Origin of the sequence: Pseudocoprococcus catus (genome assembly GCF_019734885.1) — a bacterium.
GTDB lineage: Bacteria > Bacillota > Clostridia > Lachnospirales > Lachnospiraceae > Coprococcus_A > Coprococcus_A catus.
Genome location: NZ_JAAXCM010000025.1, coordinates 1 through 22,162, shown reverse-complemented (window position 1 = coordinate 22,162; position 22,162 = coordinate 1). Strand labels below are relative to the sequence as shown.

The window sequence follows — 22,162 nt, the reverse complement described above, 5'->3', positions numbered from 1 at the left end:
TCTGAGCAGATACGCCTATAATTTTTGAAAATTCATGTATAGAATAATATTTACTCAAAGTATCAACTCCTTTCAATAATATTCTACTCTAATATCTTATAAAACTCAACACCGACTTATATGATTTTACAATTTATATTTAACTGTTAACAACCTCCAACATTTCTACACTTTTTCCACTGTAATCCCATTCTGCTTCATAAACTGCGCCGCAGTATCATCCCAGACATGTTCCAGCGTCTTATCCATCACAAAAGTTTTGTATGAAAGTCCCGTGACACAAACCAGCTTCTTGTCCTGATAACGGATATTCAGATACAGCCCGGACAGCTGTTCCTTCAAATATTCCAAATGATATTTTCCCAGGAGCCAGTCTGTATTCTGATCTGATAATTGAAGGACAAATTTAAAGGAAACAGGCAGTTTCTTCCCCTTCATCAGCAAAAAGGCCACCGGCTTAATCTCCGACCAAAGACTCCATTTTCTGTCCCGAAGAAGCTCTGTTTCATCACTGCTATAGTAATCCCCGTTTAATTCCCCGTCAATGGAAAAAGCAGCAAATGTGGATACTTCTCCCTCCAAAACATAAAACTGGTCAAAAACATTCTGAATCAGTAATTTTCTTGTAAAATCCCCGATATCTGTGATTGCAAGCGTAATCAAATCTTTTCCCCCATACTCAAACCGGCAGCACCATGCTTTTACACATAATGCTGCCACTAATAACTTCTTTATTAAATTATAGTAACTGTTCAGAGCCAACCTCCAAAATGCTACGCATTTCGTCGGTGTGGCGTATCCGCTAAATAAAATTTCAAAAATAGACTTAAAAATGCAAGCATTTTATACCTGTTTTTGAAATTTTGCTTGGCTCTGAACAGTTACAAATTATATAACGCTGCTGCCTCGTGCCAGCCATCATTGTGCACACACTTCAGCTTCTATTCTGCATGCAGCTGATTATACGTTAATTTCAGCCTTGACACCCAATAATTCTTTGTTTGCATCCAAAATCGGCTGAATCACTTCTTCGACAAATTCTTCAACCTGCTGCGGTGCGCGTCCCACAAAGTTCTCCGGTTTCATAATGGACTGAAGCTGCTCCATCGTCATGCCGAAAGATGGGTCACCGGCAATACGCTCAAGAAGGTCGTTTGGCTTACCCTCTTCCTTAACAACACGGCCTGCTGCCATAGAATGCTGACGGATCTTCTCATGAAGTTCCTGTCTGTCACCGCCGGCTTTCACTGCATCCATCATGATATTCTCAGTTGCCATAAATGGCAGCTCGTTCATCAGATGCTGTTCAATAACCTTCGGATAAACAACCAGCCCGTCCACAACATTCAAATATAAATCCAGAATACCATCAATAGCCAGAAAACCTTCCGGCACACAGAGACGTTTGTTGGCTGAATCATCCAGTGTTCTCTCAAACCACTGTGTGGCTGCTGTGATCGCAGGATTCAAAACATCTACCATCACATATCTTGAAAGGGAAGCAATACGTTCACTTCTCATTGGATTTCTCTTGTAAGCCATAGCTGAGGAACCAATCTGGCTCTTTTCAAAAGGTTCTTCAATTTCCTTCAGATGCTGAAGAAGACGGATATCATTGGAAAACTTATGTGCACTCTGAGCAATACCGCTTAATACATTTAACACACGGGTATCCAGCTTACGGGAATATGTCTGTCCTGAAACAGGGAAGCAGGCTTCAAATCCCATCTTCCGGGCAATTCTCTTATCAGCCTCTTTGCATTTCTCATGGTCGCCGTCAAAGAGTTCCAGGAAACTTGCCTGCGTACCTGTTGTACCTTTGGAGCCAAGAAGCTTCAACTGAGAAATAATATAATTCACATCATCTAGATCCATGGTCAGTTCATTGAGCCAAAGTGCTGCTCTCTTACCGACAGTTGTCGGCTGAGCCGGCTGGAAATGTGTGAAAGCCAGTGTCGGCATATTTCTGTACTTCATAGCAAAATCTTTCAATTCTGCAATAACATTGATCAGTTTCTTTCTGACAATGTAAAGTGCTTCACGCATAATGATCACATCTGTATTATCGCCAACATAACATGATGTAGCACCCAGATGGATAATCCCCTTTGCCTTCGGGCATTGCTGTCCGTAAGCATAAACATGAGACATGACATCATGACGAACCTCTTTCTCACGCTTCTTGGCTACACCATAATTAATATCATCCTTAGCAGCTTTCAGCTCCGCAATCTGCTCATCTGTAATGTCTAGACCGAGTTCCTGCTCTGTTTCAGCCAAAGCGATCCAAAGTCTTCTCCATGTCTTAAACTTCATCTCCGGTGAAAAAACATACTGCATCTCCTTGCTGGCATAACGTTCTGAAAGGGGGCTCTGATAAATCTCGTGATTCATAATTTTTCTCCTTTTATTTGACGGGATTGTGAAACTTCAGGTTTATCGGAAAGATATAAAAATCGACAGGTCATAGCAGGCACGCTCGCGCTGCCCAACGTTGGCAGTGGTACATAAGTCGCTACAAAACAGCACCTAAGTACCAGCCACGTTGGAAGCACCTGCTTATGACCTGTCGATTTTTATATCTTCTTTCCGGGATGTATCAAGTTTCACAATCCCTGTTAATCTCATCGCATAATTGATTAAAAGAAAACAAATCCCTGACTCACTTCAACCTAAGTGTTGAAAAGCTTCTTCTGTCTTCTTACATCGCTCATTATAGCATTTTTTTATTTCGGATGCTACTACGTTTTTGCAGAAGTATGATATCTGCTTTGTCCGGGATTCTTCGATTCCCGGCAGAAGTTTAAAATCTTCTGAACTGATTTTTCTTACAGCCTGCGGTCAAATACTTCGAATATAGAATTAAAAGGAGCAGTGCGAACGTGCCTGGGCTGCATTGCTCCTTTTTAATTTACGCGAGCAACGAGCCAAAGTCCGTGCTTGCACGAGACCTTGGCGTTGCTAAGCGCCAGTGGCGCTTGTTTAGCAACGACCGAAACGGAGTGTAGAGGCCGCGATAACTTGAGAAACTCGCGGAGCGTGTTTCTCATAGTTCTATAATGACACGCTTCATCCGCAGGCTTCTTGAACTTTTCAGTTCAGAAGCTTTTAAACTTCCATGTCTCCGCGGATGTCTCTCGTCGGAGGGTCCACAGGATAGTTTCCTGTGAAACAGGCGTCGCAATATTCAAGGTCTTTGACCATTTCGTTCATTCTGTCGCAGTCCAGATAACCCAGGGAATCCGCACCGAGAAGCTGTCTGATTTCGTCGATGGTATGGTGATTGGCGATCAGCTGGTCACCGCTTGGAATATCCGTTCCAAAATAACAAGGGAACTTAAACGGCGGCGAGCTGATGCGCACATGGACTTCTGTGGCCCCTGCATTTCTCAGCATGGTGACGATATTTGCACTGGTTGTTCCTCTGACAATGGAGTCATCCACCATGATGATACGTTTGCCCTTAACATTCTCCTTCAGAACGTTCAGTTTAATCTTAACGCTCTGCTCACGCATGCTCTGCTTTGGCTTAATAAATGTACGTCCGACGTAAGTGTTCTTGACAAAAGCCTGTCCGTACGGAATACCGGATTCCAGAGCATATCCCATAGCTGCGGCATTGCCAGATTCCGGTACACCCACAACCATATCCGCTTCTACCGGATGGCTTTGGGCAAGAATTCTTCCTGCCATGATTCTGGATGCAAAGACAGATACACCGTCAATGACGCTGTCCGGTCTCGCAAAGTAGATATATTCAAAAATACATCTGGCCGGTTTGAACATATTGCAGTACTGACGATTGGATTTCACACCATCCTCAGTGATCGTGATGATCTCCCCTGGTTCCAGATCTCTGATAAATTCAGCACCAACAGTATCCAGCGCACATGTCTCAGATGCCACAACATAAGTATCATCCCGCTTACCGAGACAAAGTGGCTTAAAACCAAAAGGATCTCTGGCAGCCGTAATCTTTCTTGGGCTCATAACAAGCAGTGAGTAAGCGCCTTTGATATACTGCATGGCCTTGGCTACAGCCTCTTCAACAGAACGGCTTGTCACACGCTCTTTGGCTACCAGGTAGGCAATGACCTCTGAATCGATGGTTGTCTGGAAAATAGCACCGTTCTTTTCAAGTTCTTCTCTCAGATCAACTGCATTGACCAGATTGCCGTTATGTACAATGGCCAGTGTGCCTTTAATGTACTTTGTAACAAGCGGCTGTGCATTGGCACGCACGCTGCTGCCTGCTGTAGAATAACGCACATGTCCCACAGCAATATCACCATGAAGCTTGTCCAGATTCTCCGGTGTAAAAACTTCACTGACAAGTCCCATGTCTTTATAGTATCGGATATCACGGTTCTCACTGACTGCGATGCCGCAGCTTTCCTGCCCGCGATGCTGCAGAGAAAAAAGACCGTAATATACCCAATTGGCAATATCTTCACCCTTCAGATTATAAGCGCCGAAGACGCCGCATTCTTCGTGAAGTTCATCTTTTATATCTGTACCGCATTCACTGCGGCCTTTATTCTGAAGCTGCTTTTCCACAATGTCCTCCTGATCCGCTGACTTATGCCAGACCGATTCTTCTGTAAATCTCTTCGTAAGCTTCCTCTACATGACCAAGGTCTCTTCTGAAACGGTCTTTGTCAAGCTTCTCATGTGTCTCGCTGTCCCAGAAGCGGCATGTATCCGGAGAAATTTCATCAGCAAGGATGATCTGTCCTTTGTAACGTCCAAACTCTACCTTGAAATCGATGAGATCAACCTTGATACTCTTGAAATAATCTACCAGGATCTCATTGATTTTAAATACAAGTTCTGTAATCTTATTGATTTCTTCTCTTGTAGCTGCACCAATGGCAACGGCATAGTAATCATTGATCATCGGATCACCCAGTTCATCGTTCTTATAAGAGAATTCCAATGTAGGGCTTAACAGTTTGAATCCTTCTTCAATACCAAGCTTTTTGGAAAAACTGCCTGCAGCAACATTTCTTACAATAACCTCAAGCGGAACGATCTCAACTTTCTTTACAGCTGTCTCTCTGTCACTGAGTTCTTCAATATAATGAGTCGGAATCCCCTTCTCTTCCAGCATTCTGAAAATATGATTCGTCATGCGGTTATTCACAACACCCTTGCCGACAATCGTACCTTTCTTCACACCGTTGAATGCTGTTGCATCATCTTTGTAGTCCACGATCAAAACATCCGGATTCTCTGTTGTGTAAACCTTCTTTGCTTTACCTTCGTATAACAATTCTTTCTTTTCCATGATTGCCTCCATCTTCCGCTTTACTTATTAATAAAATTAATAGAAACATTTATAAAAGCCGCTTATAAACAGTGCTTATATATGTCCATAAGTAATCTCGAGAGTTTCCGTCATTATCCGACGCATTTTCTCTGTTCGCCCCTATTTTAACGCATATAGATTGTTTAATCAATAGGATTTTCACAATTAAGTTTAAAAAAAATGCCATATTTTCCCTGGAAAATCGGCATTTTTTCTTTTTATAAGTTTTATTAATAAAACAGCGATTCGTATGCTTATGAAGCAGCTTTTTTATCGCATAATCTGCAATGTCATCTATTCCCTGCGGTTCACATATTCGTACTGTTCCGGATGATTTCTCAACTCTTCTTTTTCCAGATCTTCTTTGCTCATATACTGAACAAAAATGCTTTCCAGAATCAAACTGTCCAGAAGCGCAGCCACTGCTGGTACAAAAACAACTGCAAGGCCAAACAGATAGCATCCCAGCACTGCTGCAGCCAGAATAATGATCAGGAGCAGTGTTTTCGGCAAATGCCTGATGGCCATGAGAAGGCTGTTTGTAAGGATATGCTTTGTATCCTGAGCAAAACGGGCTGTATAAGCCAGTGCATAAACCATCACACCGGATACCATGCAGATACCGGCCAGAAAAATAAATTGCAGCGTCTGCGCAGGGGCTGTACCAAAACCGCCCATTACTCTGATATCAATCAGCAATACAGCCATCAATAACAGATAAATCAGCCACACGGCAGTGGACTGTTTGAGGTTTGACTTGAAGCTCTGCCAGAACTCTCTGAATATGTAACTTCTTCCATGGCGGATGACTTTCGTTACTGTGTAATACAATGCCGTGGATGAAGCACCGATGGTAATGACAGGTATTGAAAATAATATCCACAAAACACTGGCATATATAATATTCGTTATATATTCCAGGCCTGTAAACAACGGATTATCCGTTGAAAAAAAACTTCCCATTCTTATATATTACCCCTTTATTGATTTTACCCCCACAGGGTTCCCGTCACGCACGGAGGAAACCCTGATTTGAACACAATTATTTGGCAGATTCAGAAAATCTTAATTTAAATCCATACAATTGGCGAATTCAGAAAATTTTCATTTGAATCCATACATTTGACTGATTTAGAAAACCTTAATTTGAATCCATGTATTTTACTGATTCAGAATTTCAGCCAGAATCTTATTCACTGTTCCCGGGTCAGCCTTGCCCTTCATGGCTTTCATTGTCTGTCCCACAAGGAAACCGATGGCCTTCTTCTTGCCTGCATGATAGTCTGCCACAGACTGCGGATTAGCTGCAACAATTTCTTCAATAACACCTTTTAAGGCACCGTCATCAGCTTCAATCTTCAGACCGTTTGCCTCAACATAAGCTTCAGGATCCACATTCTCTGCAAAAACCTTTTCAAAAACATCTCTTGCTGTCGGTCGATTGATGGTGCCTGCATCAAGCAGTTCGATCAATTTTGCAAGATGCTCAGGTGAGAATTTCAAATCTGCCGCATCCATTTCATGTACTTTAAGCAAACGCATGGTATCCACCATCAACCAATTTGAAACTTCCTTCGGCTTTGTACAAATAGCTGCAGCTGCTTCGAAAATATCTGCCATTTTCCTGGATTCTGTCAGAATGGCTGCATCATGCTCTGTCAGACCGTATTCTTTCACATAACGGGCACATTTTGCATCACGCATTTCCGGCTGAGCTGCCTTCACCCGTTCAAGCCAGGCATCACTGATGGATATCGGCGGAAGATCCGGATCCGGAAAGTATCTGTAATCCTGTGCATCCTCTTTGGAACGCATAGCATAGCTGGCACATTTATTGTCATCCCATCTTCTTGTCTCCTGAGTGACGGATTTACCTTTCTCCAGAAGCTCGATCTGACGATTCATCTCCCCTTCAATGGCCCGGGCAATGGCCTTGAAAGAGTTCATATTCTTCATCTCTGTACGTGTGCCAAGTTTATCACTGCCCTTCTCACGCACAGACAGGTTGATATCTGCACGCAGGGAACCTTCCTGCATCTTACAATCTGAAACGCCCAGATACTGCAGAATCATACGCAGCTTTTCAAGATAAACAATCACCTCGTCCGCACTGCGCATATCAGGTTCACTGACAATTTCGATCAGCGGCACACCGCATCGGTTATAGTCAACAATGGTGCAGTCTTCCCATTCATCATGGATCAGTTTACCCGCATCCTCTTCCATGTGGATCTCATGAATGCCAATGCTCTTCTTCACACCATCCACTTCAATGTCCACATGCCCATTGCGGCAGATTGGCAGATATAACTGAGAAATCTGGTAAGCCTTCGGAAGATCCGGATAAAAATAATTCTTTCTGTCAAACTTGCAGTACTGCGTAATATCACAGTTTAAAGCTACACCGGCTGAGAGCGCATACTCTACAACCTGTTTATTGAGAACAGGCAAAGTACCCGGCATGCCTGCGCAGACAGGGCAGACATGAGTATTCGGTTCACCGCCGAATTCTGTGGTACAACCACAGAAAATCTTTGTTTTTGTGGCCAGTTCACAGTGAACTTCAAGACCAATGACTGTTTCATATTCTCTCATGTCTAGTTCTCTCCCTTCACACATGCCGGCCGTTCATAGCTTCTTGTCTGTTCCAGTGAATATGCCGCACGAATCAATGTTTTTTCTGAAAATGCCTGTCCGATCATCTGCACACCGATCGGCAGTCCATCGCTGTCGATACCGCAAGGCAGACTGATGCCCGGAAGCCCTGCCAGATTAACTGAAACAGTATAAATATCACCAAGATACATCTTCAGCGGATCAGACAGATTCTCACCCATCTTCAGGGCTGTTGTCGGTGCTGTCGGTCCCAGAATAATATCATATTTTGCAAATGCTTCATCAAAACCTTTCTTGATCAGTGCTTTGACCTGCAGTGCTTTAATATAGTAGGCATCATAATAACCGGAACTCAGTACAAAGGCACCAATCATCATTCGGCGCTTCACTTCCATGCCGAAGCCCTCATCACGGGTTTTCTTGTAAACATCCTGAAGGTCCTCAAAGTCTGGTGTCCGGTAACCATATTTCACACCGTCAAATCTGGAAAGGTTGGAGCTGGCTTCTGCTGAGGCAATGACATAATAAGCCGGAATCGCATAATCCACCATATCCATATCAAACATTTCCACAATGGCACCTTTTTCTTCCAGTGTCTTTGCTGCTGCCAAAATAGCTTCTTTTACTTCCGGATCAAGACCTTCTCCCAGATATTCCTTCGGAATGCCGATACGAAGTCCCTTTACGTCATCCACAAGGGCTTCCGTAAAATGATAATCATCCATCTTGACACTGGTGCTGTCTTTGACATCATAGCCTGCAATGGCTTCAAAAACAGCGGCACAATCGGAAACATTTCTCGCGATCGGTCCAATCTGGTCCAATGAGGATGCATAGGCAATCAGACCATATCGTGAAACACTGCCGTAGGTCGGTTTCAGACCTGTGACACCGCAGAAAGAACTTGGCTGACGAATGGAACCGCCGGTATCAGATCCAAGAGCATACCATGCTTCCTCCGCGGCGACTGCTGCTGCCGCACCGCCTGATGAACCGCCCGGTACACGCTCCGTATTCCATGGGTTCTTTGTAGGTCCAAAATAAGAGGTCTCTGTTGTACTTCCCATGGCAAACTCATCCATATTGACTTTGCCGATGATCACCGCGCCTGCTGCTTCCAGTTTCTCAATAACTGCCGCATCATAAGGCGGCTTAAAATTATTCAAGATCTTGGAACTGCATGTGGTGAGGACACCTTTTGTACAGATATTGTCCTTAATTGCCACAGGCACGCCGGCTAAAGGTGAATCATCCAGTTCACCGGCATCAATCCTTTTCTGCACTTCTTTCGCACGCTTTAAGGCCTCTTCTTCCATCACTGTCACATAACAGTTATAAACACCATCCCGTTCTTTTATCTTCTCAAGCTGGGCTTTAACAGCTTCTTCCACCGTCACCTCGCCCGCTTTGATCTTTTTTCCCAGTTCAAGGGCTGTTAATGCTGTGATCTCCATCTGTTTTCTCTCCTCGCTATTCTACCGTTCTCGGTACTTTGAAACCGCCGTCTTTTTCTTCAGGTGCATTGGCCAGAATATTGTCTCTGTCCGATCCGTTTGTCACAACGTCCTCCCTGAATACATTGTGGTAGGCAAATACATGAGACATTGGCTCGATACCTGTTGTATCAAGCTGATTCATTGTATCCACATAGCCGATGATATTGCCAAGATCTTTCTTGGCCCGCTCCTTCTCTTCATCAGTCAGATCAAGCTTTGCCAGTGCGGCTACATATTCAATTGTTTCATCTGTGATTGCCATTTTCATTCCTCCAGTCTCATCTAAACAGTACAGCAGATATCATTTATATATATAAAAATCTTGCTCACAAGACTCTCCACATCTTACATTTTATCTGCTTATATTTATCACATACATTCTTTCCCGTATTCACCGATTTCTTTATTACATTAAATCGGTAAATGTTTTACGCAAATAATGAGGCAAAGCCCATGATTGCATGGCGCCTTGCCGAATATCGCGATACCGGATGAAACACGCTTCGCGTGTTTCATCCGGTTCCCCTAATATACGGTATAGTATAACAAATAATGAAAAAATAGAGAAGAGTATGTCAGAAATTTTTTCAAAAAACGTAATAATCAATAAAAGCGATACAATTTTGATGCAGGGGAATGGTATTTTTTTATTAGGTTCATTGGATATGGCATGCGAAACTCATCAGTCTACGAATACGTTGTCATATTAATATCATGTGATAGGGGGATAATAATTATGAGCAGAAATACTAAGCATTTATATACTGAGTTGGCTTTTGAGGATGGGTTTGCTCTGGTTGATGAATCGATAGCCAGAGAGCAGATCAGGCAAAAGCGTTTAAAAAGGCAAAGAGCCCGAAAGAAGGCCCGGCGCAGGGCTTTGCGGCGTCGAATTATTCTGATGCTTCTTGTGGGTGTTGTTGTTTGTTCGGGCGGTTTGATGGTATACGAACAGGTTCTGTCCCATAAAGTGGTTTTGGGGAACCGAGTTTATCAGAATCCCCTGAAGTATTACCAGATTCAGGACAATATTTCTTTGGACGGCGGGGATTATGAGTTATCTGAGGGCTATGAAGGATTAAAAACAGCCAAAGTGATCCAGGCACTGGGGCTTGGCAATGCTGTTGGAATGAACGGTGCCCTTTATACATCTGAAGTTGCCGATAAAGTTGCTGATTATCAGGCTCAGCACGGTCTGGATGCCACCGGCACAGTTGACCTGACCACATGGCTGGCCATGGGGCTTTCCGAAGAGGACTGGTACACCCTCGGTGCCTATGTTTCTCCCCTTCGTATAGACAATACCAGCAGCCGGACCGCCTGTATTGAAGCCATGATCAGCAGGGCTTACGACTATCTCGGTGATAATTATGTCATCGGTGCATCCGGTGCACCCGGGCTTGGCATCGACTGCAGCGGTCTCATTATGCAGGCCCTTTATGCAGCCGGTATTGATATGAGCCCAATTAATCCTGTACGGCATGCCTCACCGGGTTACGAATATGAATCCGCGAATATCTGGGCTTCCTCTAAGTTCAAACATGTGGATTATAAAGAACGCAGGCGCGGCGATATCATTATATACTGCAATGAAAAAGGTACCGTCATTCATTCCGCCATTTATCTTGGTGATGATAAAGTCATTGAAGCCTGGCCGAATCAGGTGACAGAATCTGCTGTTCTTACCTATCAGCACCCCTTGGTTAAAGGTGTTGTCCGGCCCTTTGTTTAAAGCAAAAGTCTCAGAGAATAAAGCAGCGATGGAATAATCCATCGCTGCTTTATTCTCTGAGAATCCAAATCACTTAATCAATGGCTTTCAGTGCAGCAGTCAAACGATCATACTGCTCAGCAACCTTCTGGTACATTGCCTCGCTTCCTGCAATTTCACGGTCGCGGAGCTGCTCCGTCAAAGCAGCACTGACTTCATAGAGCTTATCAAATCCAAGATTGAGGCAAATGCCTTTCATCGTATGTGCAGCACGAAAAGCATCTTCACCATTCCCCGCTTCTAATGCCTGCTCCAATTCATTAAATGTTGGATCATCCAGAAATTTAACGGCAAATCTCTTGATCATTGCCTCACTTCCAAGTCTCTTTAATACGTTGTCGTAATTTGAATCCACTGATTCATATGCTTCTTTTGCAGTCATCTCTGTACCTCCCAATATTTTTTAGTATTTATGTGCAGGTTATTCTCTAAGCCCTGTATCTGAAAGTCTCTCGTCAATCCTCAAATCAATCAAAGCCTTGATACCAAGTGTCAATAACCCATACAAATGATGCTGCATTCCAAAAGAAAATCCCCAGAGCATCCAGCGCCAGAGCCACTGCGAAAGTGTACCTGTCTTCCTTCTGTCCGTCAATTCTTTAAAACACTTTGCTGCAAGCGGATGCGTACTGTAAGCTTTCAGGCATCTTCTCACGGCTTTCTTCGAACGGTGATAAGCTGTATAATCCATCTCTGCGTCAAAAAAAGCAGCAAAGAATATCAGATACCGAATAAATCCTTCATAAACTTCTCTCTTTTGTACAGCCTGTGCCATATCTTTCTGCAGGGTTCCGGCAATTGTCAGCCAACATTTCATCGATTCAGGCTTGTACCGATAAGAAATGGAATTATCATTCTTTCTGTAAATATATCCCCTGTCCTCAATATATGTATATACAGCTCCCGACATGTAACACTGTATATTAAACAGCTTATCTTCTGCATATTCCAGTGAAGAAAAATGCAGCCCGTGTTCATCCAGAAAAGATTTTCTATATAGCTTTGCCCATACATAAGACAAATGTCCAACGGAAAAGAAGCCTTTAAATCGAAAATCCTCTGTATCGGGATTCAATTCAGAAAAGGCTCTGTGCTCCGCAGCCGGCAGCAGCTTTTCATTCCACAATCTTGCGTAATTACATATTACCACATCTGAGGCCGTTTGTTCTGCAATATTTATAAATTTCGCAATTATTTTTTCATCCGGCAGATAATCATCTGCATCAACAAAGCATATATACTTCCCTGTCGCCCTTTTCAATCCTGTATTTCTCGCATCTCCCATACCTCTTTTTTTCTCACGGAACAACCTTATCTCCTTATGGGCTTTTTCGTATGACTGACAGATTTTCATACTGCCGTCCTCCGACATGTTCTCAACAAGAATAATCTCCAGTTCAGGATAATCCTGCTTTAATATACTATCCAATGCCTGTCTCAGATATTTTTCCGCATTATATACGGGTACAATGACAGAAACTTTCTGCTCTGCAGTCTGCAATATTTTTTCAACTCCTCTTTCTATGATACCCTTATGCCTGTTTTTTTCTCCAGCTTCTGACGCATCCGTTCCAAAACAAGCACTGTATCCTGCCATTCTGATGTTTTCCTGTAAATAAGCCACAACAGCAGATTCGGTATACTCATACAAACCAAAATTCTAAATAAAAGATTGATCAGCGGACCAGCAGACACCAACATGCAGCAATAATGCGTACACCACCATACAAAAGCCATGATCAGCATATTGCACGCATATCTCGTAAAAAACCTCATCGGGTTTTTATGAAAACTATGTTTATACAGTACATATGGCTCAATCCACAAAGAGGTCAGGACTGTACTCATAAATGTACCGAGGAAGATACCTGCAACTCCCAGCTTTATAGCCAAAACAATGGATATCACAAGATTCAATACAGCTTCCACAATGGCCTTATAACGGTCATACCAGAACAGTCCCATGGATTCCTTAAAAATCAGTACGGCTTTTCTTGTTCCTGTTATAAAGAAATTAATACATAATATCAGAACAATTTCTTCAGGGAAAAGGTATTTTCTTCCAAAAGCCATCTCTATAAAAGGATTCAGCATTTCCAGCAGACAGATACCTGCAATCCCATACATCCACTGTCCGATAAAAAACGTCTGTAAAAAAATTCTGTTCTTTTTCTCACTGTTCTCGGTGACCCCCAGATTTCCCACACTGGCTGCAATTCCCTGAAAAGCCTGATCCAGAATCTGTCTGATCGAACCGATCACCAGATAATAGTTAGAATAAATGCCTGCACTGATAACACCTACCAAACTGGAAATCAAAAGATTATCGGTATTATTCACAGCTACATTGCCGATTTTATGCATCAGCATCGCCTTGACATTATTGCCGATTTCCTTTTTCTCTGTATCACATAATTTTGCTGTACACTTTTCACGTAAAAACGGGAACAGCTGATCTGCCTTTCTGGACATCATCACATTGCCCATAAATGTACACAAAATAGCCGCACAAAGGAATAAGATGAAATTGCCCGTCACCAGCAAGATAATAATCTGACAGATATCCTGAAGAATCAGAAAGCCTTTATGGTAGAGCACCGTCAGGTAATTCAACTGACAGGCATCTATCAGGGTTCTCTTGTAGATCAGCAGATACGAAACCACTGAATTCAGCAAATATAAAAGATAGATCAATATCAAATGATCCACATCAGGACGGTCTTTCATCAGAACATCCAGAAACGGAATAAGCATCAAACCAACGATCAATACCACAGCCGCTGTCAGCCTGTAGAAATTCTTAAACAGCCGCATGAGTACCTGCTGCTTTTGAATATCTTTTTTGGCAATCGGCCCGTAAAGTGCATAGGTAATGGCTGTTCCAACCCCCAGTTCCGATAAAGACAGAATATTCAGTATGTCCGTAAACAGGCCGTTAATACCCACATAGCCTTCGCTTAACGTTCTTGTAAAAACAACTCTCGTTACGAATCCCATCAAAATAGCAGCACTTTGTGCCGCAAATGCAATTGTTGTATTTCTGACAGAATGTTCTGTTCTGCTTATCCGTTCCATTTTATGTCCTCCCGGATTTATCTCCGCCTCATCTGTCATCGTTGTGTTAAAGAACCGAGTGCCACTGCTTCATTCTTCTGACCCTTAAAAAAAATCGGCCTTTTGTCTCTCTTTCTTCTGACAGCCAAATAAATTTCACCTTTTATAAAAGGCAGATTCACTACAACCTGTCTCTTCTCATCCGGCCTCCACTGCCGAAAATCAATCGGCACCATTATAACCTGCTTCTCTGAATTTGACTCTATGATAAGTTCCGCCTCTGTTTCCTGAAAACAGACACCAAATCCCTCATTTTTTATCTCAAGCAATAACTGCAGCTTCTTTCGTAATCCATGCTTTATTTGAAATTTGATGGATGACACCGAAAAACAATACCCCAAATGTTCCGAAACATAGTCATAAAAGCTTTGCCCCTGCCAGGTCATTTCCCGCCACTCATCAAGTCGTTTTATATCATGCTTGCTATTCAGGTAAGATAAATGCATCTTGCGTATCTCCTGATACATATCCTCCGGATGACGTTTTTTTCCGTCACAGGATGCCAGAACTTCTCCACCGCAGGGCACCTTTAAGCAAAGCTTTTCCTCAAAAATAAGTTCTTCTTCTCTCATCCAGGCATTTTGCCAGCCTGCCGCTTCTTTTGTATACATTCCAAAGGTTCCAAGATGTGAATCCGATCCGAAAATGCCGTCATCAAACAGGGTGATCCGACACATGCTGTTATTAAAAGTTTTCTCATCAACAAGCTGACGCCACTGTGCCGGTGTTCGAACTGCCAGATAAATCTCTTTTTCCAGATAAGGAAGTATACACTGGCTCAGCTTTTCCAAATGTTCCTGTGATAAATAAGATGAATCATGCATCTCACCCCAGGATCCGACGAGCAGTCCCTGAAAGATAACAACACTGAAGGCATTTTGCTGAAGGGCTTCCCCCATCTGCTGCAAATGCATCATCACCTGTTCAAAGGTTTCCGGCTCATGCTGTCGCCCTTTACCTACCCTATCATATACCGGCCTCAGGATCACATCCCTTTCATGTTCAGAAAAAAATTCCAGAATTTGTGCTAAATATAAAAGGGCATCCTTGCTTAATGCCTTATTTTTAAAATAACCGATATCAAAAATGACAAGGGCCATACTTTCATTCTCCTGCAGGCACCACTTCAAATCTTCAAAATCCGGTTTCTGCTCTGCCTGAAATGTATAGATACTGTACCAGCCGCGCATGGGATTTGGCCTGGTCTTTCCATCACATGATTGCTCTGCCTGATGAAAATACCAATTATCAGCTGTTCTTTCTTGGATAAAACCGAAGCTCATCAATATCACCAACATCTATTTTTAATATTTTTTCCCGAATCCAGACTGCAATAATTGAGAAAGTCATTCGAAACATATAAACAAAGGGCTTCAACCCCGAATGCATACTGACACCTTCTGTACGCTGATGCATAACAGCCGGTATCTCCCGGATCTTAAATCCCAACAGCAGCATCTGCATGATCATATTGGCATCCGGATATTTGTCATCAAAATGTTCAAATTTCGAATAAAACAGGACGGTTTTCCAATTCAGTCCCTGAAGCCCCGTCGTAGGATCATTGATATGTACACCTGTTCCAATCCGTATCATGTTTCTGAAAAGAACAAAAGCTATCTTCTTTGCCAGAGATACGTCAAATTCCGGACTGCCTTTCATAAATCTGGCGCCCAAAACAATGTCCGGAAGTTCTCCATCTGCATCCGGTGTTTTCAATGCCTGATACAAGGCCGAGATATTGCAGACATCATGCTGTCCGTCAGCATCCATCTGTATCACATACTGATATCCACGCCGTATAGCATATTTGTATCCAAGCTGCAGGCCACTGCCATATCCGAGATTAAACACATGACTGACCACCGTCGTACACTTTTGCTGTTTTGTCACCCAGCTTGTGGCATCCGCAGATGCATCATTCATCACCAGTACATCCGCATAATCCGTGATCTTCGCCTGCTCAAGCTGCTGAAGAAGCTGCGGGATCGTTTTCTCCTCATTATAGGCTGGTATAATAATCAATACTTCTTTTTTGACTTTCATCTATTATCATCCCTTTTCGGATTGTAATTCAAAAACTTTTCTAATATCTACATCATTGTTGATGCGACTGACAGCTGCCCTTTCTCCATATTGATGCCGCTTTTCATTGTCACTCAAAAGATCAATGATTTTTTGGCTCACTGCCTCTGCGGATAATGCACACATAGCACCATCGACACCATCTGTTACCTGCTCTCTGTTGCCGCTGCAATTCGAGACAAGAACAGCACATCCAAGGGTCTTGGCTTCCTGAATAGCAAGGCTTTTTCCCTCAAAGCGGGTGGCATGTACATACAGGTCACACTGTCTGTAGTACGGATACGGATTTGCAGCCGTTCCCAACAAAATAAAATCATCCTGCAACCCGAGACCATCGATCTGAGCCTGCAGACTGTTTCTTAGTTCCCCCTCACCCAACACATACCATCTGGCCCTCACACCTGCATTTTTCACTTTATACATGGCATCCACCGCAATCTCATAAGCTTTCTGAGATGTCAGGCGTCCCACCGTCAGTATTCGAAAGCCGTCATAAATATCTGAAAATCCTCCGGGCAGCATTGCCTTCCTCCTGATTTCTTCCTGATCAATCAGATTATGAAACACTTCGGTTTTTCCTTTACATTCCGGATAAACAGACAAAAAACTCCTGCTGACCTCCGAAGATACTGTAAAAATCTTATCATAATCAATGTAACAATCCTGATCTAACTGTCTCGTGTAGCCCGCCTGTCTATAATCCACATGCAAAAATGTCATCTTTTTGTCTGCCCGGACATGATCATGTACATAATAGGCGGCGCCGCCTTCAATATAAGCAACCGCCAGATCATAATGCTCATCCGGATACCAGGCACTATCAGACATCACCCGCCACAGAAGCTTATCTATTCCAAGTTTCTTTCTTCTCAAACCACCTGCTAATGCACATAATATCCCGGGGAAATTCTTCAGCAAAGCGCCCTTCTGAAATAATCTTCTGAAAACTCGCTGTTTGAGAATTTTCTTGCCTTTTCCTGATAGCACGGAAGCATCCGAATAATCTTTATTCAGAACTTTGACATAGCGAGGCAGATCATGAATCAGCTCTCCCTGCCCAAGCAATACATATAATGACACCTCATACTCATCCGGCGAAAAGTGCTTCATCAATTCCAACAGTGCTTTTTCAGCCCCCGCCTGCCCCAGTGTATTGATCACAAATAATACTTTTTTCATAGGTATCCCTCAGAATTTACAGGTCTTACCTGTTATTTGTTTCTATTTTATTCCTCTGGAACCGTGATTGCAAGGTCTTTTTATATTCCTCGATTTCTGTCGACAATCGTTCGATATCCTGATTTAAAAGTGAAATCTGAATTGCCAGTTCCTGATTCTTTCTGATCAGAATGGATACCTGCGTACTGATAAACCAAAGTCCCCACAAAACACCAAAAAGTGCGATTATAATCAGAATAAAGCCTCTGGCACTGATAAAACGTTCTATGGAAGAAGGTTTTAATAAAAAACCGGTCAAAACCATCAGCACTGACATCAATGCCCATACAAGGCAAAATTGTTCAGACATTTTTCTTCGTGCCAGTGACAACAACGTCATCACAAGAAGATAACATCCCAAAAGAATCAATACAATTCTCAAAGCTATTGCCATCGCCATTAATCATCCACTCCCTTCTGTATTGTATATCTGCTGTAAACCTTTGAAGAAGGTTTTGGTAAATGTCTGCTCTTCATAAGCATTCCTTTACAGAAAATATGTTCATCCAGATTCCTTTCAAGCCAACGCAGCCTTAAGTATCCCGCAGTCCATCCGACAAAGCTGCCTGCCATCAGTCCTGCACCATACCATATATCCTGAAATTGTGTGGAAATGATACTTCCGACCAACACAGATAAGCAAAAGGCAACCCCGGTCAGTACTGCTCCCGACAGATCATTGAAATAATACAAAAAGATAATCTCTGCATACATCAAAAATAATATGAAATAACCAGCTGCAAGGCATGGATAAATACGCAGTGTTAAACCGCCAAATCCGAATTTCGGAAGAAGAACCATTGCCAGAAGGAAAATGATCAGTGAAATAATAAACTGCACTCTGGCAAGACTTACCAGTTCTTCCGACAACATCCTGAACATTCGCTTCTTGGCTACTCGGATATCTACACCTCGTCCGCCGGTTACAGCCTCTGAATACACTTTGTATCTTTCATGAAAATGCATCTCCACACGGCTGATAAAAATAACACTGGCAGATATATTGGTAAACATGGCAAGACATGTGGCCATGTCATAAGTTGTCACACTGACAAAACTCTTTGCCACCACCATTCTCAGATCCGTTGTCCAAAAAACAAAATTATGCACGTATAAGCCAAGGATATATAAGAAGTTAGTTATTACAAGCTGCCAGTATTTTCTGAAATATTCCAACACCTCTTTGTACTTTCCGCTGTTGACCCTGAAATAGCTTCTGACAACAGAAAATTCCAGTGCTGCGATCATCCAGAAACCGATTGTGATCGACAGCAGCATACTATAGGTCACCGGCCACCCGATTACTTTGACAAAAAAGAGTGATATCAGCACAGTCAGAATCATTCCGATCATAAAGAAAAATGAAATTTTCTTATAGTCTTTACAAATAGACAAATACAGCATGGAATAGAAAACAAATACAAGCGCCATATAACCGCAATATCCGGTAAATACATAGATCACATTGACGCCGCCGACAAAATGCTCATGGACGCAGAAAAGAATTCCCGGCAAAGCACTGAAAACGACATTCATCAAAAGTCCCAGATAATAGCAGGGCAAAATATCCTCATAGGTTTCATTGTAAATGACATCTGACATATAACGGGACAACACCGAGTTGAACGGTGCTGCTGTCAAAAGTGAAAAGATAAAAATATAAAGTATCGTACTAGAAAAAAGTTCTCTCTCCCTATACACGATCCTGGAAAATCCAAGAAAATATTCCATCGCCACAATGGCACCAATAACAACCAGCATCGGTGCGATTGTTACAACTGTACTATATCCTACACCGACAAGATCTGTTGTCAATGTATTTTTTCCATAGATTTTATTTAACCTGACACCAATTCCGGCCATCTTACCTCATCTCCCTGTCCTAAATCCTAAATGGTTCCTCTGTCCATGCTTTCTGATGCTGATCCGAAAATTTCCGGTAAATTTTTTTGTAAACGTCTTTCATCTGTTCAATTCTGTAAAAGGCCATGACTCTTCGATAGCCTGCCTCTCCCATTGCCATTCTCACTGCATCATTCATCGCCAGTTCAACCATCGCTCCGGCAATTTCCTCCAGATTCATAATGTGAGTCAGGATGCCGGCCTCTCCAAATTCATCCTGATTGCCATAAATCAACTCACGGCAATTACCAACATCCGTTGCAATAACCGGTCTGTGAGCCGCAAAGCTTTCGAGAATCGTCAACGGCTGTCCTTCACTGATACTGGTAAGCAGTGTAAAATCCATTTTGCCAAGATAATCCTTCACATCGATTCTGCCTGTAAATACAACATCATCAAGCTCCAGTGTTTTCACCAGTTCAAAACACTCATCTGCATAGGTCTGATCTTCATCCGTCGGACCCATGATCCAAAGTTTCAACTGCGGCACCTGCTTCTTTGCAAAGGCAAAAGCCTGTATCATCGTTTTCACATCTTTGATCGGTGTAACACGAAGTACCGCCCCCGCATTGACCCATTGCTTCTCATCCTCTGTTTTCTGGGGAATATCTGCCAGGCGTTCTGTATTAATGCCGTTTGGTGTCACCTGTATCTTTTCCGGAGGACACCCAAGCTCAATCTGCAGTTTCTTCGCATGTTCATAAAGGGATGTCACCATATCTGCCTGACGATAAGCCAGCAGTGACATCTTCTTGAACTGTTCGATCCACATATTCTTGTAGATTCCTCTGACCCATTCTGCCTTGATGATCTCCTCTTCTCTTTCACGGGTATAAATACCGTGTTCGGAAATCAGCAGTGAACTTCCATGAAAATGTTTGGCCATGCTGCCCAGTACACCGGCATAACCCGTTGCCACACAATGATAAAGATCAGCCTCCGGTACATCCATTTTTAATACAAGCATCAGAGGCAGATAAATCGAACGCATGGTCCAGAGAAAATCCGAAAAGATAATATTGGCATACTTCATCTCATAGCATTCCCGAACAATGTGAAAGAAATCTTTTCCCATCAAAAAATCATTGACAGAACGAATCTTATCATGAAAAAGGTCAAAAATGACATTCCAGTCCGTATCCTGATTCAAAATCATATTTCTCATTTGACGGTATTCTTCCTGATTCAGATGTACATCCCGATATCTGACTCCTGTTTTCCATTCATAGTCTTCCAGATAGACTTCATAAACTTCCGTCAGATTATCAGGAAGCTCATATTTGAACTTCCCCCTCATAGAGCGATTAGCGACAATTGCAAGTACGATAAATTCAATGTTCGGGAAAGATTGTATCATACTATTGATCCAACCGGATACACCGCCGACCATGTATGGATAACATCCTTCTGCCACGATACAGACCTTCATTTTATCACCTCTTTTCATTTGTTTTCTTAATCTTTTGAAAGATATAGTGACGCATCACCTTTTAACTCAATGACCACTGTATCATCTTCACAGTGAATCAGATATGCATCTTTCTCAATTTCCGACCAGGTACCGCCTGATATCTTTTGAATCGGGGCATCATGTGTCCTCAGAACAAACCAGCTGTCCTGCTGCGTTGTTTTTAATACTATTTCTTTATTGAAATATGTTGCCTCATAGTTCATATTCAGAAATTTACGAACTCTCTGGTCACTCTCTGAAAGTGTTGTGCTGTCAAAACACGAAAACTTTTTCCAGTAAGTCCGCAGATTACTTGTCAAACGCTCCTGAAGGACTTCCCAACCGTCGGATGTTCCATTTGGCCAGAATACATCGCTCAGATCCAACACAATTCCTGTATAGCCAAGGGCACTTTGAATACTTCTCATCCGTATATCATCACTAAATGTATAGTGAACACCGTCACTGGTTGCTTCCTGCAGCGTTACATCATCATTATAATAAGACAATACCGGATGGGCTCCTGAATACGGACACATCAGCGTCCGTATATTTTCAAATACAGGCTGATCCTTTTGTTCTTCATAAAAAGCCATTGACGGATCTTCTGAATAAAAAGCCCCATACTGATACTGGCTTCCCGATGATGCAAGATACGACTGCAACGACGCTGTATTCGTCTGATCCAGCAAAATGCCCGCTTCTCCGTTCTGCTCTTTTAATTGTCTCAAGTAAAAGCGCAGCGTATCGGTATCTGAATCATTATTCTTCGTATCTTCTTTATGAAGAAATGCTGTCACCCGCAAATGGCTCAAATCCATGGCTGATATTAAAGCCGGCCATAAAACATCTCTCTGCAGCCCCATTGATGAACGGCTGTATAAATTCTGCATCTCATCATTATTGACATCTGACAATTCCGGAAAATTAACAACCGCCAGATTCTGTGCATTGACAACCGGGTAAATATAATAAGTATTGGCTTCTGCCATCATGCCATCAAGGATACCGATGGCTGTACTGTCTTTCATATAATCACCGCACACTGCAAATACACTGCCGTTGTCAATACCATTTCTCCATATCAGTGACGGCACATCTTCATTTCGAATGGCTTCTTTTTCTCAATGTCATTAACTTTAGCAAAAAGCAGAAATCGTAATTATTATAAATTATGATTCCTGCTTTTTTACTTTTGATAT

Annotated in this window: 19 protein-coding genes; 1 reads left to right on the top strand and 18 read right to left on the bottom strand. The window is 42.5% G+C overall.

What is annotated here, in order from left to right:
- Window positions 1-165: 165 nt before the first annotated feature.
- From HED67_RS06790 to gatC, 8 genes are all read right to left on the bottom strand, one after another.
- Entirely contained in the window at window positions 166-720 is a 555-nt protein-coding gene (locus HED67_RS06790; RefSeq protein ID WP_221717834.1) for a DUF5721 family protein, read from the bottom strand.
- A 240-nt stretch (window positions 721-960) separates the two neighbouring features.
- Window positions 961-2,394, bottom strand: a complete 1,434-nt coding sequence (gene purB / locus HED67_RS06785) for an adenylosuccinate lyase (RefSeq protein ID WP_221717833.1) — start codon at window positions 2,392-2,394, stop codon at window positions 961-963.
- Window positions 2,395-3,108: 714 nt separating this feature from the next.
- The gene (gene purF / locus HED67_RS06780) at window positions 3,109-4,557 is read right to left on the bottom strand and encodes an amidophosphoribosyltransferase (protein WP_178440956.1); all 1,449 of its coding nucleotides are present in this window, start codon (window positions 4,555-4,557) and stop codon (window positions 3,109-3,111) included.
- Window positions 4,558-4,579: 22 nt separating this feature from the next.
- Window positions 4,580-5,287 carry a phosphoribosylaminoimidazolesuccinocarboxamide synthase gene (gene purC / locus HED67_RS06775; protein ID WP_221717832.1) on the bottom strand — a complete coding sequence of 236 codons (708 nt, stop codon included), beginning with the start codon at window positions 5,285-5,287 and terminating at the stop codon, window positions 4,580-4,582.
- Between the two features lie 315 nt (window positions 5,288-5,602).
- Entirely contained in the window at window positions 5,603-6,271 is a 669-nt protein-coding gene (locus HED67_RS06770) for a YesL family protein (protein ID WP_178440952.1), read from the bottom strand.
- A gap of 198 nt (window positions 6,272-6,469) precedes the next feature.
- Complete coding sequence (gene gatB, locus HED67_RS06765) at window positions 6,470-7,903, bottom strand: Asp-tRNA(Asn)/Glu-tRNA(Gln) amidotransferase subunit GatB (protein ID WP_221717831.1); 1,434 nt, start codon at window positions 7,901-7,903, stop codon at window positions 6,470-6,472.
- A gap of 2 nt (window positions 7,904-7,905) precedes the next feature.
- On the bottom strand, window positions 7,906-9,378 hold the full coding sequence (gene gatA / locus HED67_RS06760) for an Asp-tRNA(Asn)/Glu-tRNA(Gln) amidotransferase subunit GatA (RefSeq protein WP_221717830.1): 1,473 nt from the start codon (window positions 9,376-9,378) through the stop codon (window positions 7,906-7,908).
- Between the two features lie 16 nt (window positions 9,379-9,394).
- Window positions 9,395-9,688: an Asp-tRNA(Asn)/Glu-tRNA(Gln) amidotransferase subunit GatC gene (gene gatC / locus HED67_RS06755; protein ID WP_178440946.1), complete on the bottom strand. Its 294-nt coding sequence runs from the start codon at window positions 9,686-9,688 to the stop codon at window positions 9,395-9,397.
- A 468-nt stretch (window positions 9,689-10,156) separates the two neighbouring features.
- Here gatC and HED67_RS06750 point away from each other — a divergent pair, with 468 nt between their 5' ends.
- A complete protein-coding gene (locus HED67_RS06750; protein WP_221717829.1) occupies window positions 10,157-11,152 on the top strand; it encodes an NlpC/P60 family protein in 996 nt (331 codons plus the stop codon).
- A gap of 73 nt (window positions 11,153-11,225) precedes the next feature.
- Here the strand turns inward: HED67_RS06750 and HED67_RS06745 are convergent, their stop codons facing one another.
- From HED67_RS06745 to HED67_RS06700, 10 genes are read right to left on the bottom strand one after another with little or no spacing between them, the layout of a single operon-like run.
- Window positions 11,226-11,573: an Hpt domain-containing protein gene (locus HED67_RS06745; protein WP_178440942.1), complete on the bottom strand. Its 348-nt coding sequence runs from the start codon at window positions 11,571-11,573 to the stop codon at window positions 11,226-11,228.
- A 39-nt stretch (window positions 11,574-11,612) separates the two neighbouring features.
- Window positions 11,613-12,788 (bottom strand): glycosyltransferase family 2 protein, encoded by a 1,176-nt coding sequence (locus tag HED67_RS06740; protein WP_221717828.1) that lies wholly within the window; start codon window positions 12,786-12,788, stop codon window positions 11,613-11,615.
- Window positions 12,713-14,266 carry a lipopolysaccharide biosynthesis protein gene (locus HED67_RS06735; protein WP_221717827.1) on the bottom strand — a complete coding sequence of 518 codons (1,554 nt, stop codon included), beginning with the start codon at window positions 14,264-14,266 and terminating at the stop codon, window positions 12,713-12,715. Before HED67_RS06735 ends, HED67_RS06740 begins: the two co-directional genes overlap by 76 nt.
- A 35-nt stretch (window positions 14,267-14,301) precedes the next feature.
- On the bottom strand, window positions 14,302-15,495 hold the full coding sequence (locus HED67_RS06730) for a DUF4832 domain-containing protein (protein WP_178440936.1): 1,194 nt from the start codon (window positions 15,493-15,495) through the stop codon (window positions 14,302-14,304).
- Between the two features lie 58 nt (window positions 15,496-15,553).
- On the bottom strand, window positions 15,554-16,351 hold the full coding sequence (locus HED67_RS06725) for a glycosyltransferase family 2 protein (protein WP_178440934.1): 798 nt from the start codon (window positions 16,349-16,351) through the stop codon (window positions 15,554-15,556).
- 6 nt (window positions 16,352-16,357) lie between these two features.
- Complete coding sequence (locus HED67_RS06720) at window positions 16,358-17,569, bottom strand: glycosyltransferase (RefSeq protein WP_221717826.1); 1,212 nt, start codon at window positions 17,567-17,569, stop codon at window positions 16,358-16,360.
- Between the two features lie 25 nt (window positions 17,570-17,594).
- Window positions 17,595-18,008: a DUF2304 domain-containing protein gene (locus HED67_RS06715; protein WP_221717825.1), complete on the bottom strand. Its 414-nt coding sequence runs from the start codon at window positions 18,006-18,008 to the stop codon at window positions 17,595-17,597.
- Window positions 18,008-19,471 carry an exopolysaccharide Pel transporter PelG gene (gene pelG / locus HED67_RS06710; RefSeq protein ID WP_221717824.1) on the bottom strand — a complete coding sequence of 488 codons (1,464 nt, stop codon included), beginning with the start codon at window positions 19,469-19,471 and terminating at the stop codon, window positions 18,008-18,010. Before pelG ends, HED67_RS06715 begins: the two co-directional genes overlap by 1 nt.
- Window positions 19,472-19,490: 19 nt before the next feature.
- Window positions 19,491-20,939: a GT4 family glycosyltransferase PelF gene (pelF, locus tag HED67_RS06705; RefSeq protein WP_221717823.1), complete on the bottom strand. Its 1,449-nt coding sequence runs from the start codon at window positions 20,937-20,939 to the stop codon at window positions 19,491-19,493.
- A gap of 26 nt (window positions 20,940-20,965) precedes the next feature.
- Complete coding sequence (locus tag HED67_RS06700; protein ID WP_221717822.1) at window positions 20,966-22,057, bottom strand: DUF2194 domain-containing protein; 1,092 nt, start codon at window positions 22,055-22,057, stop codon at window positions 20,966-20,968.
- Between the last annotated feature and the right edge of the window lie 105 nt (window positions 22,058-22,162).

Bases quoted from the DNA above. Each gene is read 5' to 3' on its own strand.
- purC (WP_221717832.1), bottom strand. From the start codon at position 5,287: ATGGAAAAGAAAGAATTGTTATACGAAGGTAAAGCAAAGAAGGTTTAC.
- pelG (WP_221717824.1), bottom strand. From the start codon at position 19,471: ATGGCCGGAATTGGTGTCAGGTTAAATAAAATCTATGGAAAAAATACA.
- purB (WP_221717833.1), bottom strand. From the start codon at position 2,394: ATGAATCACGAGATTTATCAGAGCCCCCTTTCAGAACGTTATGCCAGC.
- HED67_RS06750 (WP_221717829.1), top strand. From the start codon at position 10,157: ATGAGCAGAAATACTAAGCATTTATATACTGAGTTGGCTTTTGAGGAT.
- HED67_RS06745 (WP_178440942.1), bottom strand. From the start codon at position 11,573: ATGACTGCAAAAGAAGCATATGAATCAGTGGATTCAAATTACGACAAC.
- HED67_RS06770 (WP_178440952.1), bottom strand. From the start codon at position 6,271: ATGGGAAGTTTTTTTTCAACGGATAATCCGTTGTTTACAGGCCTGGAA.
- gatA (WP_221717830.1), bottom strand. From the start codon at position 9,378: ATGGAGATCACAGCATTAACAGCCCTTGAACTGGGAAAAAAGATCAAA.
- HED67_RS06720 (WP_221717826.1), bottom strand. From the start codon at position 17,569: ATGAAAAAAGTATTATTTGTGATCAATACACTGGGGCAGGCGGGGGCT.
- gatB (WP_221717831.1), bottom strand. From the start codon at position 7,903: ATGAGAGAATATGAAACAGTCATTGGTCTTGAAGTTCACTGTGAACTG.
- gatC (WP_178440946.1), bottom strand. From the start codon at position 9,688: ATGAAAATGGCAATCACAGATGAAACAATTGAATATGTAGCCGCACTG.
- pelF (WP_221717823.1), bottom strand. From the start codon at position 20,939: ATGAAGGTCTGTATCGTGGCAGAAGGATGTTATCCATACATGGTCGGC.
- HED67_RS06740 (WP_221717828.1), bottom strand. From the start codon at position 12,788: ATGGCAGGATACAGTGCTTGTTTTGGAACGGATGCGTCAGAAGCTGGA.
- HED67_RS06730 (WP_178440936.1), bottom strand. From the start codon at position 15,495: ATGCGCGGCTGGTACAGTATCTATACATTTCAGGCAGAGCAGAAACCG.
- HED67_RS06735 (WP_221717827.1), bottom strand. From the start codon at position 14,266: ATGGAACGGATAAGCAGAACAGAACATTCTGTCAGAAATACAACAATT.
- HED67_RS06715 (WP_221717825.1), bottom strand. From the start codon at position 18,008: ATGGCGATGGCAATAGCTTTGAGAATTGTATTGATTCTTTTGGGATGT.
- HED67_RS06725 (WP_178440934.1), bottom strand. From the start codon at position 16,351: ATGAAAGTCAAAAAAGAAGTATTGATTATTATACCAGCCTATAATGAG.